Annotated in this window: 13 protein-coding genes; 4 read left to right on the top strand and 9 right to left on the bottom strand. The window is 68.6% G+C overall.

Annotated features, from left to right (window positions below; all coding sequences use genetic code 11):
* Nucleotides 1–234 precede the first annotated feature (234 nt).
* On the top strand, nucleotides 235–4,731 hold the full coding sequence (locus WS51_RS04215) for an Lhr family helicase (RefSeq protein WP_069228647.1): 4,497 nt from the start codon (nucleotides 235–237) through the stop codon (nucleotides 4,729–4,731).
* Between the two features lie 141 nt (nucleotides 4,732–4,872).
* Complete coding sequence (locus WS51_RS04210; RefSeq protein ID WP_059450550.1) at nucleotides 4,873–6,147, top strand: APC family permease; 1,275 nt, start codon at nucleotides 4,873–4,875, stop codon at nucleotides 6,145–6,147.
* A gap of 84 nt (nucleotides 6,148–6,231) precedes the next feature.
* On the opposite strand, the gene WS51_RS04205 is transcribed toward WS51_RS04210, so the two are convergent.
* The 3 genes from WS51_RS04205 to pcaQ form a co-directional block, all read right to left on the bottom strand.
* Entirely contained in the window at nucleotides 6,232–6,528 is a 297-nt protein-coding gene (locus WS51_RS04205) for an XRE family transcriptional regulator (protein WP_059450551.1), read from the bottom strand.
* Between the two features lie 70 nt (nucleotides 6,529–6,598).
* Nucleotides 6,599–6,958 carry a type II toxin-antitoxin system RelE/ParE family toxin gene (locus WS51_RS04200; protein WP_069229114.1) on the bottom strand — a complete coding sequence of 120 codons (360 nt, stop codon included), beginning with the start codon at nucleotides 6,956–6,958 and terminating at the stop codon, nucleotides 6,599–6,601.
* A 136-nt stretch (nucleotides 6,959–7,094) separates the two neighbouring features.
* Complete coding sequence (gene pcaQ, locus WS51_RS04195) at nucleotides 7,095–8,081, bottom strand: pca operon transcription factor PcaQ (RefSeq protein ID WP_059507276.1); 987 nt, start codon at nucleotides 8,079–8,081, stop codon at nucleotides 7,095–7,097.
* A gap of 341 nt (nucleotides 8,082–8,422) precedes the next feature.
* Here pcaQ and pcaH point away from each other — a divergent pair, with 341 nt between their 5' ends.
* Complete coding sequence (pcaH, locus tag WS51_RS04190; RefSeq protein ID WP_059450554.1) at nucleotides 8,423–9,130, top strand: protocatechuate 3,4-dioxygenase subunit beta; 708 nt, start codon at nucleotides 8,423–8,425, stop codon at nucleotides 9,128–9,130.
* A 3-nt stretch (nucleotides 9,131–9,133) separates the two neighbouring features.
* On the top strand, nucleotides 9,134–9,727 hold the full coding sequence (gene pcaG / locus WS51_RS04185; protein WP_059450555.1) for a protocatechuate 3,4-dioxygenase subunit alpha: 594 nt from the start codon (nucleotides 9,134–9,136) through the stop codon (nucleotides 9,725–9,727).
* 461 nt (nucleotides 9,728–10,188) lie between these two features.
* Here the strand turns inward: pcaG and WS51_RS04180 are convergent, their stop codons facing one another.
* The 6 genes from WS51_RS04180 to gsiB form a co-directional block, all read right to left on the bottom strand.
* The gene (locus WS51_RS04180; protein ID WP_069228646.1) at nucleotides 10,189–10,968 is read right to left on the bottom strand and encodes an AraC family transcriptional regulator; all 780 of its coding nucleotides are present in this window, start codon (nucleotides 10,966–10,968) and stop codon (nucleotides 10,189–10,191) included.
* Nucleotides 10,969–11,203: 235 nt separating this feature from the next.
* Nucleotides 11,204–12,031 carry a M55 family metallopeptidase gene (locus WS51_RS04175; RefSeq protein ID WP_069228645.1) on the bottom strand — a complete coding sequence of 276 codons (828 nt, stop codon included), beginning with the start codon at nucleotides 12,029–12,031 and terminating at the stop codon, nucleotides 11,204–11,206.
* Nucleotides 12,028–13,107 carry a DmpA family aminopeptidase gene (locus WS51_RS04170; RefSeq protein ID WP_069228644.1) on the bottom strand — a complete coding sequence of 360 codons (1,080 nt, stop codon included), beginning with the start codon at nucleotides 13,105–13,107 and terminating at the stop codon, nucleotides 12,028–12,030. Before WS51_RS04170 ends, WS51_RS04175 begins: the two co-directional genes overlap by 4 nt.
* The gene (gsiD, locus tag WS51_RS04165) at nucleotides 13,107–14,000 is read right to left on the bottom strand and encodes a glutathione ABC transporter permease GsiD (RefSeq protein WP_059450559.1); all 894 of its coding nucleotides are present in this window, start codon (nucleotides 13,998–14,000) and stop codon (nucleotides 13,107–13,109) included. Before gsiD ends, WS51_RS04170 begins: the two co-directional genes overlap by 1 nt.
* 13 nt (nucleotides 14,001–14,013) lie before the next feature.
* Nucleotides 14,014–14,934, bottom strand: a complete 921-nt coding sequence (gene gsiC / locus WS51_RS04160) for a glutathione ABC transporter permease GsiC (protein WP_059450560.1) — start codon at nucleotides 14,932–14,934, stop codon at nucleotides 14,014–14,016.
* Nucleotides 14,935–15,001: 67 nt separating this feature from the next.
* Nucleotides 15,002–16,564: a glutathione ABC transporter substrate-binding protein GsiB gene (gsiB, locus tag WS51_RS04155; RefSeq protein WP_059450561.1), complete on the bottom strand. Its 1,563-nt coding sequence runs from the start codon at nucleotides 16,562–16,564 to the stop codon at nucleotides 15,002–15,004.
* Nucleotides 16,565–16,616: the final 52 nt, after the last annotated feature.

Below are 16,616 nucleotides of genomic sequence, written 5' to 3'. Positions count from 1 at the left end.
CCATGCGGCCACGCGGCCTGCTTCGAACGCGACGTCCTCCTCTCGCCGATCCGGCGCTCGCGACCGAACAGGTGCCGTTGCGCGCACCTGCCCGTTGAAATGCCGGCAGCGCGCCTCATCTGAATCCCGGACCCGCACGCTGCGCGCGCGGTGTCCGGCACGCACACGCGACGTCTGGCACACTGACGATTCGCGCACGCCGCCCTCGCGCTCGCACCCCAATTCAACGCTCCGATGGACGTCACAGTCACCCGCCCCGCCAACGCGCTCGACGTGTTCCACCCGGCCGTCGCCGCGTGGTTCCGCCGCTCGTTCGCCGCGCCGACCGGCGCGCAGGCGCTCGCATGGCCGCACATCAAGGCCGGGCGGTCGACGCTCGTCGCCGCGCCGACCGGCTCGGGCAAGACGCTCACCGGGTTTCTGTGTGCGCTCGACGATCTCGTGCGCGATGCGCTCGCGCACGGCGGCGCGCTGCCCGACGCGACGCTCGTCGTCTATGTGTCGCCGCTGAAGGCGCTGTCGAACGACATCCATGTGAACCTCGACGCGCCGCTTGCCGGCATCGCCGAGTCGCTCGCGCAGCTCGGCCTGCCGGTGCCGGCGATCCGCACCGCCGTGCGCACCGGCGACACGACGCAGGCCGAGCGCGCGGCGCTGCGCAAGCGCGCGCCGCACATCCTCGTGACGACGCCCGAGTCGCTGTACGTGCTGCTGTCTTCCATGTCGGGGCGGCAGATGCTGTCGAACGTGCGCTCGGTGATCGTCGACGAGATTCACGCGCTTGCGTCGTCCAAGCGCGGCAGCCACCTCGCGCTGTCGCTGGAACGCCTCGACGCGTTGACGGGTCGCGCACTGCCGCGCATCGGGTTGTCGGCCACGCAGAAACCGATCGACGCGGTCGCGCGCTTCCTGGTCGGCGGGCCGGCCGATGCGCCGCGCGACTGCACGATCGTCGACACCGGCCACACGCGCGAACGCGACCTCGCGCTCGAACTGCCGAACGTGCCGCTCGAGCCGGTGATGGCGACCGACGTATGGGAACAGGTGTACGACCGGATCGCCGCGCTCGCCGCCGCGCATCGCACGACGCTGGTGTTCGTGAACACGCGGCGCACCGCCGAACGCATGGCGCGCCATCTCGCCGACCGTCTCGGCAAGGACGCGATCGCCGCGCACCACGGCAGTCTCGCGAAGGAGCATCGCTTCGAGGCCGAACAGCGGCTCAAGCGCGGCGATCTGAAGTTGCTGGTCGCGACCGCGTCGCTCGAACTCGGCATCGATATCGGCGACGTCGATCTCGTATGCCAGGTCGGCTCGCCGCGCGGCATCGCGCCGTTCCTGCAGCGCGTCGGCCGCTCGGGGCACCATGTGGGCGGCGTGCCGAAGGGCCGCCTGTTCCCGCTGTCGCGCGACGAGCTGGTCGAATGCGCCGCGCTGCTCGATTGCGTGCAACGCGGCGAACTCGACGCATTGCGAATTCCCGAAGCGCCGCTCGACGTGCTCGCGCAGCAGATCGTCGCCGAAGTCGCGTGCGCGCAATGGCACGAGGACGCGCTGTACGCGAGCTTCACGCGCGCGGCGCCGTACGCGAGGCTGTCGCGCGAACGCTTCGACGACGTGATGAAAATGCTCGCCGAAGGCTTCACGAGCCGTCGCGGCGTGCGTGGCGCGTATCTGCATCGCGACGTGGTCGGCGGCACGGTGCGCGGGCGCCGCAATGCGATGATGACCGCGACGACGTCCGGCGGCACGATTCCCGACATGGCCGACTACGCGGTGTTGCTCGAACCGCAGGGCATCCAGGTCGGCACCGTCAACGAGGATTTCGCGATCGAGAGCCTCGCGGGCGACGTGTTCCAGCTCGGCAACCAGTCGTACCGGATCATTCGCGTGGAAACGGGCCGCGTGCGTGTCGAGGACGCGCAAGGCCAGTCGCCGAGCATTCCGTTCTGGCTCGGCGAGGCGCCCGGGCGCAGCGACGAATTGTCGGCGGCGGTCGGCCGGCTGCGCGCGCGGCTCGACGCGCTGCTCGCCGAAGGCGATCGGCACGCGCAAGCCGCTGGGCGCATGCATGCGAGCGGCGACGCGGCCGGCAACACAGGCACGCGCGGCAACGCCAGGCAAACGGCGCAAGCTCGCGCCGCCACCGATTCGCGCAACGATGCCGTCGGCACCGCGCTCGGCCCGGCGGAAAGCCGCCTCGCGCCGGCGCTGCGCTGGCTCGTCGACGATCTCCATCTGTCGCCCGATGCGGCCCGCCAGATCGCCGAATACCTCGCGCGCACGCGCGCGGCGCTCGGCGCGCTGCCGACGCAGGACACGCTCGTGATGGAGCGCTTCTTCGACGAATCGGGCGGCACGCAGCTGGTGATCCATTCGCCGTTCGGCAGCCGCATCAACCGCGCGTGGGGGCTCGCGTTGCGCAAGCGCTTCTGCCGCAGTTTCAACTTCGAGCTGCAGGCCGCGGCGACCGACGACTCGATCGTTCTGTCGCTGTCGCTCGCGCACAGCTTCGCACTCGACGAAGTGTGGCGCTACCTGCGCTCGGCCAGCGCCGAGCATGTGCTGATCCAGGCACTGCTCGACGCGCCGATGTTCGGCGTGCGCTGGCGCTGGAACGCGACGACCGCGCTCGCGCTGCCGCGCTTCACCGGCGGCCGGCGCACCGCGCCGCAACTGCAGCGGATGAAGAGCGAGGATCTGCTCGCGACCGTGTTCCCGGATCAGGTCGCGTGCCTCGAGAACGTCGTCGGCGAACGCGAGATCCCGCATCATCCGCTCGTCGACCAGACGCTCGACGATTGCCTGCACGATGCGATGGATACCGAAGGCTGGCTTGCGCTGCTGCGCCGGATCGAAAGCGGCGCGATCGAGCTGATCGCGCGCGACCTGCCCGCGCCGTCGCCGCTTGCGGCCGAGATACTGAACGCGAAACCTTATGCATTCCTCGACGATGCGCCGCTCGAGGAGCGCCGCACGCAGGCCGTGCAGTCGCGCCGCTGGAGCGATCCCGAATCGGCCGACGATCTCGGTGCACTCGACGCCGACGCGATCGACGCGGTGCGCGACGAAGCGTGGCCGCTCGTGCGCGATGCCGACGAAATGCACGATGCACTGCTCACGCTCGCCTGCGTCGCCGACAGCGAAGCACATACGCACGAAGGCTGGCCCGAGCGGCTCGCGGAACTGGCCGAACGCCGCCGCGCGACGAAACTCGTCACGCCGGGCGGCGCCGCGCTGTGGGTGCCGGTCGAACGGCTGGTGTGCATGCGGGCACTGCACCCCGATGCACGGGTCGCACCCGCGCTGAAAGTGCCCGCCGCCTGCGCGCAGCCATGGGAAGCGGACGCCGCGCTCGTCGACGTGATCCGCGCGCGGCTTACCGGCTTCGGTCCGTTGACGCTCGACGCGATCGCGAAGCCGCTCGGCCTGCCGGCCGCGACGATCTCGACCGCGCTCGCGGCACTGGAACGCGAGGGCTACGTGATGCGCGGCCGCTTCACACCGGGCGCGACGGCGGACGAATGGTGCGAACGCCATCTGCTCGCGCGCATTCATCGCTACACGGTCAAGCGGCTGCGGCGCGAGATCGAACCGGTCGAGCGCGCCGATTTCATGCGCTTCCTGTTCCACTGGCAGCACCTGACACCCGACACGCGCGGCACGGGCCGCGACGCGCTTGCCGCCGTCGTCGAGCAGCTCGAAGGCTACGAAGCCGCGGCGAGCGCATGGGAGGACGCGCTGCTGCCCGCGCGCCTGACCGACTACACGGCGGGCGGCCTCGACGAGCTGTGCCGCTCGGGCAAGCTCGTTTGGACCCGCATCGGCGCCCCGGCCCGCGCGGCCGGCACGCCGGTGAAAACGACGCCGGTCGTGCTGCTGCCGCGCCGCCACCTCGGTGCATGGCAGGCGCTGCGCGACCCGGACGCACAACCGGCGCTGTCCGCGCGCGCAACGCAGGTGCGTGACGCGCTCGCCGCGCATGGTGCGATGTTCTTCGACGCACTGCTCGACGAGTTGCACATGCTGCCCGTCGAGCTCGAACAGGCGCTCGGTGAACTCGTGTCGGCCGGCCTCGTGAACGCGGACAGCTTCGCCGGGCTGCGCGCACTGTTGAAGCCCGCGGTCAAGCGCAGCGCGACGTATGCGCCGCGCACGCGGCGCGGCGGCGCGCTGATCGGCGGGATGGACGACGCCGGCCGTTGGGCGCTCGTGCAACGCGCGTCGGTGGCGGACGCGGCATCCGTGCCGAAGCGCGGCTTCGCCGCGACCGATCCCGACGCACTCGAACATATCGCCTGGACGCTGCTGCGCCGCTATGGCGTGGTGTTCTGGCGGCTGCTCGAACGCGAGGCCGACTGGCTGCCCAGCTGGCGCGAACTCGTGCGCGTGCTGCAACGTCTCGAAGCGCGCGGCGAGATCCGCGGTGGGCGCTTCGTCGCGGGGCTCGCGGGCGAGCAATTCGCGCTGCCGGAAGCGATCCCGATCCTGCGCGAACTGCGTCGCCAACCTGCCGACGGCCAGTACGTGTGCGTGACGGGCGCCGATCCGCTGAACCTCGCCGGCACGTTGTTGCCCGGCGACAAGGTGCCCGCGCTGGCCGGCAATCGCGTGCTGTTCCGCGACGGCGTGCCGGTCGCGTCGCTCGTATCGGGCACGTTCCACTACGTGCCCGACTTGTCGCCCGCCGCACGCGAAGACGCGCGGCTGCGCCTCGCACGCCGCTACTGACATCGGCTGACACACGGCGCGGCGCGGACTACTGAACGCCGCGTCGCATCGCCCCGCCCGTTCGGGTAGCATCGAGCGATTTACCGCTCGGCCCGGCGCGGCCGAGCGCGCCCAGAACAAGCCTTCCGGAGACTGCCCGTCATGTCCTCGCATGCCGATTCGCCCGCCGCTCATCACGGCGGCTCGCTGACGATTTTCCAGGGTGCCGCGTTGTATATCGGCGCGGTGCTCGGCACCGGCGTCATTGCGTTGCCGGCGCTCGCCGCAGAGGTCGCCGGGCCTGCGTCGCTGCTTGCATGGGCCGCGCTCGTCGTGCTGTCGGGGCCGCTCGCGGCCACCTTCGCCGCGCTCGGCGCGCGCTATCCCGATGCGGGCGGCGTATCGACCTATGCGCGACGCGCATTCGGACCGAAGGCCGCGGCGATCGTCGGCTGGTGTTTCTATTTCGCCGTGCCGGCCGGCGCGCCGGCCGCCGCGATGTTCGGCGGCGCGTACGTGGCGGCCGTCACGGGCGGCGGGCACACGACGGTCATCGTCACGGCTGCCGCGCTGATCGCGACTGTATCGGCCGCGAATGCGTTCGGCGTCACGGTGTCGGGCCGCATGCAGCTCGTGCTGTCGGCGTTGCTCGTCGCGCTGTTGCTGGCCGCCGTGCTCGCGTCCGCGCCACATGCGCGCACGACGAACCTGCATCCGTTCGCGCCACACGGGTGGCTCGCGGTCGGCCAGGCTGCCGCACTGCTCGTGTGGAGTTTCGCGGGCTGGGAAGCGATCACGCATCTCGCGGCGGAATTCCGCCGGCCCGCGCACGACATGCCGCGCTCGGCCGGCATCGCCGTCGTGGTCGTCGGCTTCCTGTATCTGTCGGTCGCGGCCGCGAGCGTGATGGTGCTCGGGCCATCGGCCGGCGCGTCCGGCGCGCCGCTGGCGGAACTGATCGCGGGCGGCATCGGCGGTCATGCGCAGGTCCTGGCGGCCGCAGCGGCATTGCTGCTCACGCTCGGCACGATGAATGCGTATTTCGCGGGCGCGGCCAAGCTCGGCGCGGCACTCGGCCGCGACGGCGCACTGCCGGCATGGCTTGCGCAAGGTAGTCAGGTAGGCGGGGTGCCCCGCCGCAGTCTCGGCGTGATCGCGATGCTGGCGGCCGTCGCGCTGGCCGCGACGACGCTCTCGGACGTCGGGCCGAAGCCGCTCGTGCTCGTCACGTCTGGATGCTTCGTGATGGTGTACGGGCTCGGCGCGGCGGCCGCGCTGAAACTGCTGCCGCGTGGCGGCATCGCGTATCGCTGCGCGTGGATTTCGCTGGTCGCCGTCGCCGGCCTGTTCCTGACGACCGGATGGTATTTCCTGTGCCCGCTGCTGCTCGCGGGCGGCGCACTGCTGTATTTGCGGATGACCGGGCAGCGCACATGATCGCGCGCCGGCACCCGTGTGCGGACGCGCGTGCGCCGTTCGCCGCGATGCGCGGGCCCGCCGCGCACCGTTTCGCCGCGCACGTCAGGCCGGCACGAGCTCGAAGCTGAGCCGCTTGCCGAGCGCGGTGGCGGCGCTCGCGAGCGTCGCGAGCGTGAGGCTCGTATCGGTTTCGTCGAGCAGCCGGTTGAGCGCGGCGCGGCTCGTCTTCATCCGCGCGGCCATCGCGGTTTTCGTGATGTGCTGCGCTTTCATTTCCTGCCCGATCTGCCACGCGATCACGCGCTTGATCGCGGTGGCGGTGGCCGCTTCGAGGTGCCCTTCCTCGTCGAGGAAAGTGTCGAAGTCGCTGCCGATATGCGGGTTGTTCGTGGTCGTCATGGGTACTCCAGTGCATCGCGTTGCCGGCCGGCACCTCGCCGATCGCATGTGACGGCGCAGCCGGGGGAATTCAGATGGCGCGCTTCAGCGCTTTCAACCGCGCGACGCTCACGTCGAGATCGTCGGACGGCGTGGCCTGCGACTGCTTGAAGAACGCATGCAGCAGCACCATCGTGTCGCCGACGATCGTGAACAGCACGCGCGCGCTCCGCCGCGGCATCATCACGCGGATTTCCCAAAGATCCGCCGACATCTTCCGGACCAGCGGCATGCCGAGCGGCCAGCCGAGTTGAACGGTCTTGATCTCCTCGCCGATCAACCTGCGCTCGATCTGCCCGAGCGCGTTGAGCCATTCGCGCACCGGCTCGTTACCACGCGCGGTGCGGAAAAACCGTACACCGAGCGTGATCTGAATCTGCTGTCTCGCCATCGTCGTGTCATCGAGCGTACCAAAAACGATACGATATGCCAAGCATGACGAGACCCGCTACTGACCGAACGGCCAACGAATGGCGGTGAAGGAACGGCGGGCCAGGGCGCCTCCCGCCCATGTTCTACGCGACGTGTCAGCGCGCGCGGCCCGGCGGCTTGCGCGCACCGCGCGGGGCGCGACGGTCGTGCGCATCGCCGAACCGCGCCTGCGCGATGTCGCGCACGGCGTCGATCAGCGTCCGCGCGACCGGTGACGGTTGCGCATCGGTGCGCAGCACGAGGCCGACCGGCTCGTCGGTGCCCGCGGACGGCAGCGGCAGCCGCGCGAGCGCGCCGGCAGACAGGTCGTATTCGGCCGCATAGAGCGGCACGAACCATACGGCGTCGTTCTCGAGCGCAAGCGCGCGCGCGACCGACACCGACAGCACCTCGATGAACGAATCCAGCGGCGGCGCGCCGCACGCGCCAAGCAGTTGCTCGGCCGACTGGCGGATCAGCGTGCCGAACGGCGGCAGCACGACCGGGTAGCGCGCGAGTTCGGCAGCGGGCGCGGCGCTCGTCAGCAGCGGATGGCCGGCCCGCACGACCGCGACGAGCGGTTCGTTGTACAACTGCTCGAATGCGAGCCCGATCATCCGCTCCGGCTCCGACAGGCGACCGATCGCGCACTCGATCGCTCCGGCCTTCAGGCGCTCCAGCAGCTCGGCATTCGCGGCCGTCGCGATCCGCACGACGATGCGCGGCCAGCGCGCGGTCAGCGCCTTCATCAACGCAGGAGCGAGCGATGCCGCAACGGTCGGCAGCATGCCGATTTCGAGCGTCGCCGCGGCCGCGCCGCCCTCGCGCGCAAGCAGGCCGACGCCCTGCCGCAATGCCAGCACGCACGCGTTCGCATGCGGGATGAACAGTTGCGCTTCGCGGGTTGGCTGCGCGCCATGCCGTCCCCGCTCGAACAACTTCACGCCGAGGATCGACTCCAGTTCGGCGATCGTCTTCGACACGGCCGGCTGCGTGATCGACAGGCTTTCGGCCGCCTTCTGCACACCGCCCAGTTGCGCGACCGCGAGAAAACACTGGAGGTGCCGGAATTTGACGCGGCCGTCGGCGATACGGTTATTCATGACGAGCGGTTATGCGAGAGGCAATGAAATGCCATTTTGCATAACTTTTCGGAAAGTCCCAAGCGTCGCTGCGGGCTTACGCACGACGTCGCAGCGCGCCGAAGTCAGTCGGCTGCCGGATTCGTTTCGCGACCGGCAAAGCCGTGGACGAAGCCGCCAGCGACGACGCAAAGCCCGATCGCTTCTCCGCCGGACGGGCGCGCCGGTCCGGTAGCTGTTCATCGGCACCTCAACATAACGAACAGTTATGCAATTCGCGAAAAAAGGTCATTTTTCATAACTTTCCGGCTTGGTTAAAGTCTCGTCATCCACTTCGCGAAATACCTATCAGGAGACGCCCGATGGATTCCCCCACGATCCTCACGCCGCGCGACTGGCCGTCGCATCCCGCGTATGTCCACCCCGAGTACCGTTCGTCGGTGAAGCGCGGCCCGACGCGCCCGATGATCCCGTTGAAGGAAAAGCTGCGCGACCAGTTCGCACCCGTCTACGGCACCGAGGATCTCGGCGCGCTCGACCACGACCTGACGAAGAACGCCGTGAAGAACGGCGAGCCGCTCGGCGAGCGCATCGTCGTCACCGGCCGCGTGCTCGACGAAGGCGGCAAGCCCGTGCGCAACACGCTCGTCGAGGTTTGGCAGGCGAATGCGGCCGGCCGCTACGTGCACAAGGTCGACCAGCACGACGCGCCGCTCGACCCGAACTTCCTCGGCGCGGGCCGCTGCCTGACCGACGCCGAAGGCCGCTACCGCTTCCTGACGATCAAGCCCGGCGCCTATCCGTGGGGCAACCATCCGAACGCGTGGCGCCCGAACCATATCCACTTCTCGCTGTTCGGCGACTACTTCGGCTCACGCCTCGTCACGCAGATGTACTTCCCCGGCGACCCGCTGCTCGCGTACGACCCGATCTTCCAGGGCACGCCGGAAGCGGCGCGCGATCGCCTGATCTCGCGCTTCTCGATGGACATCACCGAAGAAGGCTATGCGCTCGGCTACGAATTCGACATCGTGCTGCGCGGCCGCGACGCTACCCCGATGGAGCGCTGAACCATGACGACGCTGAAGCAAACCCCTTCGCAAACGGTCGGCCCGTACTTCGCTTACGGCCTGTGCCCGCAGCAATACGACTACGATCTGAAGAGCCTGTTCACGCCGACGATCGCCACGCCGGAGGCCGAAGGCGAGCACGTGCTGCTGGTCGGGCAGGTGTTCGACGGCGATGGCAACGTCGTCAGCGACGCGGTGCTCGAATTCACGCAGGTGGACGCGGCGGGCCGCTTTCCCGCCTCGCGTGACGACATCGCGAAATCCGGCTTCACGGGCTTTGCGCGCGTCGGCACGGGCACCGATGCACAGCACCGCTTCGTCGTACCGACGGTGAAGCCGGGCCGCATCGCCGCCGACGAAGCGCCGCACATCAACGTGACCGTGATGATGCGCGGGATCCTGACCCACGCGTTCACGCGCGTGTATTTCGACGACGAAGCGGCCGCGAATGCAGCCGACCCGGTGCTGAACCTGGTGCCGGCCGAACGCCGCGCGACGCTCGTCGCGAAACGCGACGCCCAACCGGGCCGGCCCGTCGTGTACCGCTTCGACATCCGCATGCAGGGGCCGGACGAGACCGTGTTCTTCGACGTGTGACGCGCGGGCCGGCGCCGGCCGGCTGCTCGCACCGAACCGCCGCGTGGCGCGATACCGACAGGCATCGCGTCGCGCGGCGGTTTTCGTTTTCGCGTGCCAACATTCGATGCCGTACCGCAACACGTCCGTTCCGAATCGCCGACGCCCGTCGCTGGCTGCTTCGGACCCCGAAATCGAACCTGCGATTGAAACGCATGCTGCGCGTGCACATGAATGGTCGGGGCGGCGTGATATCGTTCGCGCGTTATGCGGCGTATGCTTTGCTATCCTCACCCAACCGACGATATTGAATCGGAACAAGCAACAATTCCACGACTCGATGCGCAGACACTGCCCCGCTGGCTGTCGCGCATTTTTTCTGACCGAGTGCCTTTAAGCGCGTCTGACCGAAATCTGGCAGGCGCGTTTTTTTCGTCCGCGATCGGCACATCGCACCGCGTCCGCCGCCATGTCGGTTCCGACTAGCGGCGCGCTTCCAGGTACCGGCTCGGCGTTTCCCCGAGAATGCGGCGAAACGCCGACGTGAATGCGCTCGCGCTCGCATATCCGAGATCGAGCGCGACACGCGTCACCGGCTGACCGTCGCTCAGCCGTGCAATCGCCGCCAGCATGCAGACCCGCTGACGCCACGCGGCGAAACTCACGCCGGTCTGCGCACGGAACAGCCGCGTAAACGTGCGGCGGCTCACGCCCGCATCGGTCGCCACCCGGTCGAGATCGGCCGCGATCGACGGCGACGCGAACAGATGCCGGCAGATCTTCGCGAGGCGCGCATCGGTGGGCAGCGGCGCGTGCAGCGACAGCCTCGGCATCGTCGCGATTTCCGCGATCAGCAGCGCCATCAGCTTGCCTGCCCGGCCGTCGACGTCGTACATCGCCGGCAGGTCGATCGCCTCGTCGATCAGTTGTCGCAAAAGCGGCGATACGCCGTATACGCCGCACTGGTCCGGCAGTCCGGCGGCCCGCGCCGTGTCTTCGGACACGAATGCGTTGAGCATCGTGACTGGCCCGGTCGTCGTCATTTCGTGCAGCACGCCGGCCGGCACCCAGCACGCGCGCTGCGGCGGCACCAGCCAGCGGCCGTGCGGCGTCGACACGCTGATCGTGCCGCGCGACGCGATCGCGAACTGCCCGCGCCCGTGCGCATGCGCGGGAACCGTCGTGCCCGCCGCATAGTCGGTGGCCATCGCCACGACGCTCCGCGGAATATGTTCGTAGGGATCCAGCAGCGTATTTCTCAAGGCCCGAATTCCATCATGAATGCACGATATCGAAGGCGGGTCATCTTCGATCGCTCCACGACCCGCTCCATGCTGCGCGACCGGACGGCCGCACGACCCGACGGCCGAATCTGCCGAATCGGCCGGATAGCGACTTCATCGAAGCGGAAATCTCCAATACGTTTCATCTCGCGAAGCGCATATCGACACGGATTTCAACGGCGACATCGCGGGCCGCGATCCGGGTCGGCACGCATCACCGCAGCATGAACGACATGGCCGACAGGCTGTTCAGCGTGCGCACCACATACTCCACCGACGGTCCGTCGAAGCGCAGCGTCACCGCATCGACCCGCTCCAGCGACGGCAGCACGCAGAACAGATCGGCGAGCGCGGCCGTCTGCACGCGCAGCGTGCAAGTGGCCGGCGCGGGCCGATGCGCACCGGCGCGCCAGCCGGCCGACAGCGCGTGCGCGACCGTTTCGCGTGCGGCGGTCGCGATGCGCGCGCAGGAGGCTGCCGGCGTGAGCGTGTCGCCGCTCGATGCGCCGCCGGCCGTCTTGACCGTCTCGAAACGCGCGTCCGGAAACAGCGGCCGGGTTTCCTCGGCGAACACGTCGTCGCCCGACGCCAGCGCGACGTGCGCGCCGTATTCGCGCGCCAGCGCGCCGTACAGCCCGGCTTCGCCGAGCTCGACGCCGTTCAGCCACACCTGCGTGAACGCGAAGTTGTTGATGGTGTGCGCAAGCACGCCGCGGGTCTGCGATTTCGCGTGAAAGCCGATCATGAACACGAGGTCGGGCTGCTGTTCGAGGCCCGCCATCATCCCCAGCGTGCGCGGCTTGCCGAGCACGACGCGCGCACGCGCATCGAGCCCGTCGGGCAGCAGATTGCGGAAGCCGCCATGTGAATCGTTGACCCAGACGGCCTGCGCGCCGCCGGCGAATGCGCCTTCGATCGCCGCGTTCGCCTCGGCGGTCATCCAGCGGCGCGCGCGTTCGTATTCCGGGTTACCGGCACGCGTCTGCTCGACGGCGAACACACCGGCGACACCCTCGATATCGGTGGAGATCAGGATCTTCATGAATGGATCGGATGTCCTGCGTTGTCTTCGTTGAATAACCGATCGAAATCGGGCACCGCGTCGCGCAGCGATTGCCGTACGTGGCCGTCGCGCCCGGTCACGGTCACGGCCTGCAGTAGCGCGTCGGCGATCGCGTGCTCGACGCTTTCGGCCGCGGCCATGAACAACGGATCGAGCGCCGCATCGGCCACGAGCGCCGGCAGCGCGACGGTCGATGCGTCGTGCGCGATCGTGTACGCGGTGGAAAACGCGAGTGCGATGTCGCCGCTGCCGTGCCCGTAGACCGAACCGGTGCGGGCGAGCCCCGCGCCCGCGCGGCGCGCGAGCCGCGACAATTGCCGCGCGTCGAGCGGCGCATCGGTCGCCAGCAGCAGGATGATCGAGCCCTGCTCGGGCATCGCCTGCGCGTGCGCGTCGGCACGCCGCTGCGTGACGATGCGCCCGAGCGGCACGCCGCCGAGCGTCAGCATCGGCAGTCGGCCGAAGTTCGCGAGCACCAGCGCGCCGACCGTGTACGGCCTGCCGGCCGCGACGGCCACGCGCGAGGCCGAGCCGATCCCGCCTTTCAGGTCGAAACACGACATCCCGCGCCCGGCACCCACCGCGCCGCGTGCGAAGTCTCGCGCCGCGGTATTGCAGGCTTCGTCGTAATGCGCTGCCGTCACCGCGAACGCCTGGATATCGTTCAGATAGCCGTCGTTGCATTCGAACACGAGCGGGTTGACGGTCGGCCAGTCGCGGCCCACCTGCGGATTGGTCGCGATCGCCGCGCGGATCTGCGCGTGCGCAACCGCGCCGACGCCGAACGTGTTGGTCAGCGCGATCGGCGTGTCGAGCATGCCGAGCTCGTCGACCTGCACGAGTCCGACGCTCTTGCCGAAGCCGTTGATGATGGCCGCGCCGGCCGGCACCTTGCTGCGGTAAAGGTCGCCCGGATGCGGCTTGACGACGGTGACGCCCGTCTGCACGTCGCCGGCATCGAGCGTCGCATGGCCGACGCTCACGCCCGGCACGTCGGCGATCGTGCCGCGCGGGCCGGCCGGCAGCGTCGTGCCCCACATCGGAACCGCGCGCATCAGCGCCGCTCCAGCTTCGGGTCGAGCGCGTCGCGCAGCCCGTCGCCGAGCAGGTTGAACGCGAGCACCGTCAGGAAGATCGCGAGGCTCGGGAAGATCGCGACGTGCGGCGCGGTCACCATGTCCGCGCGCGCCTCGTTGAGCATCGCGCCCCACTCCGGGGTCGGCGGCTGCGCGCCGAGCCCGAGGAACGACAGGCTCGCGGCCGTGATGATCGACGTGCCGATCCGCATCGTGAAGTAGACGACGACCGACGACACGGTGCCGGGCAGGATGTGCCGCATGATGATCGTCCAGTCCGACGCGCCGATGCTGCGCGCGGCTTCCACGTAGGTCATGTGCTTGAGCATCAGCGTGTTGCCGCGCACGAGCCGCGCGAACGCCGGAATGCTGAAGATCGCGACCGCGCAGATCACGTTGACCATCCCGTTGCCGAGGATCGCGACCACGCCGATCGCGAGCAGGATCCCCGGGAATGCGAACAGCACGTCGGCCACGCGCATCGTGATGCGGTCCCACCAGCCCTCGTAGTAGCCGGCAAGCAGTCCGAAGAATGTGCCGACGAGCGCGCCGAGCGCGACGGAGAAGAAACCGGCGGCGAGCGAGATGCGCGTGCCGGTGACGATCCGGCTGAAGATGTCGCGGCCGAGCGAGTCGACGCCGAACCAGTGCACGGCCGACGGCCCCGCGTTCAGCGCGTCGTAGTCGAAATAGTTCTCCGGATCGAACGGCACGATGTGCGGGCCGACGAATGCGAGCACGACGAGCGCCAGCACGAAACCGCCCGCGACCAGCGCGACGGTTTGCTTGCGGAACTTGCGCCAGAATTCGCGCCACGGCGTGCGGATCGCGCTCGATGCGGCCGACGCCGCGGGCTGGACAGTCGCGTTCATGCTCGCCTCACTCTCACTTGAACCGGATGGTCGGGTTGATGACCGCGTACAGCACGTCGACGGTCAGGTTGATCAGGATGAATTCGAGCGAGAACAGCAGCACGATCGCCTGGATCACCGGGTAGTCGCGCATCGTCACCGCGTCGACCAGCAAGCGTCCGAGCCCCGGCCAGTTGAACACGGCCTCGACGACGATCGAGCCGCCGAGCAGGAAACCGAACTGCAGGCCCATCATCGTGACGACCGGGATCATCGCGTTGCGCAGGCAATGCTTGAGCACGACCATCGGCTCGTGCACGCCCTTCGCGCGCGCGGTGCGCACGTAGTCCTCGTTGAGCACCTCGACGAACGACGCGCGCGTGAAGCGCGCCATCACGGCCGCGACCGCCGCACCGAGCGTCAGCGACGGCAGCACGTAGCTCTTCCACGTGCCGTCGGGCACGACGGGCAGCCAGCCGAGCTTCACCGAGAAGATCTCCATCAGCAGCATGCCGAGCGCGAACGCGGGAAACGAAATGCCCGACACCGCGATCGTCATCCCGACGCGATCGGGCCAGCGGTTGCGCCATACGGCCGACGCGATGCCGATCGCCATCCCGAACAGCGTTGCCCAGACCATGCTGACGAGCGTCAGCAGCAGCGTCGGCATGAAGCGCTCGCCGATCTCGGTCGACACCGGCCGCTTGCTGCGCGTCGACGTGCCGAAATCGCCGTGCGCGATCTTCACGAAGAAGTTCGCGAACTGCGCCGGCAACGGCCGGTCGAGGCCAAGATCGGCGCGCACGAGCGCGACCGTCGCGTCGTCGGCTTCGGGCCCGGCCGCGAGCCGCGCGGGGTCTCCCGGCAGCAGGTGCACGAACAAAAATACCAGCACCGCGACGATCGCGAGCGTGGGCAGCAGCCCGAACAGGCGCTTGACGAGAAAATTCAGCATGGGGCACCGATCGAATCAGCGCGCCGGCAGCTTGCGCCGCCGGCGCCGCACAGCGGGCGAATCGCCGTCATTTCACCGAGATTTCGTCGAAGTTGAACGAACCGTCCGGCATCACGTACATGCCGTGCAGGCGCTTGCTGCGCGCATAGACGATCTTCTCCTGCACCAGGAAGATCCACGGCGCGTCGGCCCACACCTGCTTCTGCGCATCGGCATACAAGGCGGCCTTCTTCGCCTGGTCGGTCGTCTCGAGCGCCTTCGCGAGATCGTCGTCGACGGCACCGTTCTTGTAGTACGCGGTGTTGTAGAGCTTCGGCGGCGCCGACGTCGACGCGAGCAGCGGCGACAGCGCCCAGTTCGCCTCGCCCGTCGAGGCCGACCAGCCGCTGTAGTACATCCGCACCGGTGCCGTCGCCGGATCCTGCGCGCTCTCGACCTTCGCGACCCGCTCGCCGGCCTCGAGTGCCTGCACCTGCACCTTCACGCCGACCTGCGCGAGCTGCTGCTGGACGAACTGGATCAGCTTCTGCGCCGTCGAATGGTTGTACGCGGACCAGAGCGTCGACTCGAACCCGTTCGGATAACCGGCCTCCTTCAGCAGCGCGCGCGCCTTCGCCGGATCGTACGGCCAGGGCCCGAGCTTGGTCGCGTATTCGACGCCCACCGGCGCGACACCGGTTTGCGGCGTTGCGTAGCCGGCGAACACGACCTTCGCGAGCGCTTCCTTGTTGACCGCGTAATTCAGCGCTTCACGCACCTTCGGGTTGTCGAACGGCTTCTTCTGCGTGTTCAGCGAGATGTAGCGCTGGATGATCGACGGGCGCTCGATCAGCTCGACCTTCGGGTTGCTCTTCAGGTCGGCTGCCTGCTCGAACGGGATCGTGAACGCGAAATCGGCCTCGCCCGTCTTGAGCAGCGCGGCGCGCGTGTTGTTGTCGACCACCGGCTTCCAGTCGATCGAATCGACCTTCGGGTAGCCCTTCTTCCAGTAGCCGGCGAACTTCTTCACCTTCATGTCGTCGGTCTGCTTCCATTCGACGAACTCGAACGGGCCCGTGCCGACCGGATGCAGCGACACGTCGCGCCCCCACTTCTTCAGCGCGGCCGGCGAGATCATCACCGCCGACGGGTGCGCAAGCGTGTTGATGAACGCGGAGAACGGCTCGCGCAACGTGAAGCGCACCGTCATCGGATCGACCACCTCGGTTTTCTCGATCACGCGAAACAGCCCGTAACGCTTCAGCTTGTTCGCCGGATCGGTCACGCGGTCGAAGTTCGCCTTCACCGCGTCGGCGTTGAAGTCGGTGCCGTCGTGGAACTTCACGCCCGGGCGCAGCTTGACCGTGTAGACCTTCGCATCGGGCGACGCCTGGTAGCTCGTCGCGAGCACGTTGACGAGCTTCATGTCCTTGTCGAAACCGAACAGCCCTTCGTAGAACGACTTGACGACGGCTTGCGACACAGTGTCGTTCGCGTCGTACGGGTCCATCGTCGTGAACGTCGAGTACACGGCGACCACGACGTTCTGTTGCGCGAACGCGGGCACGGCGACCGTCAGCGCGAGCGCGCCTGCCCCCGCGGCGAACAACGCGCGCGGACGGAACATCGGGAACGAATGCGGCTTGTTCATGTTGTCTGGCTCCTGTGGATGATTCGGTAACGCGTGGTGGAAATCGCGGCGT

The organism is Burkholderia territorii (genome assembly GCF_001718335.1).
GTDB lineage: Bacteria > Pseudomonadota > Gammaproteobacteria > Burkholderiales > Burkholderiaceae > Burkholderia > Burkholderia territorii.
The sequence above is the reverse complement of the archived record's forward strand: the minus strand, read 5'-3'. Positions and strand labels throughout refer to the sequence as shown.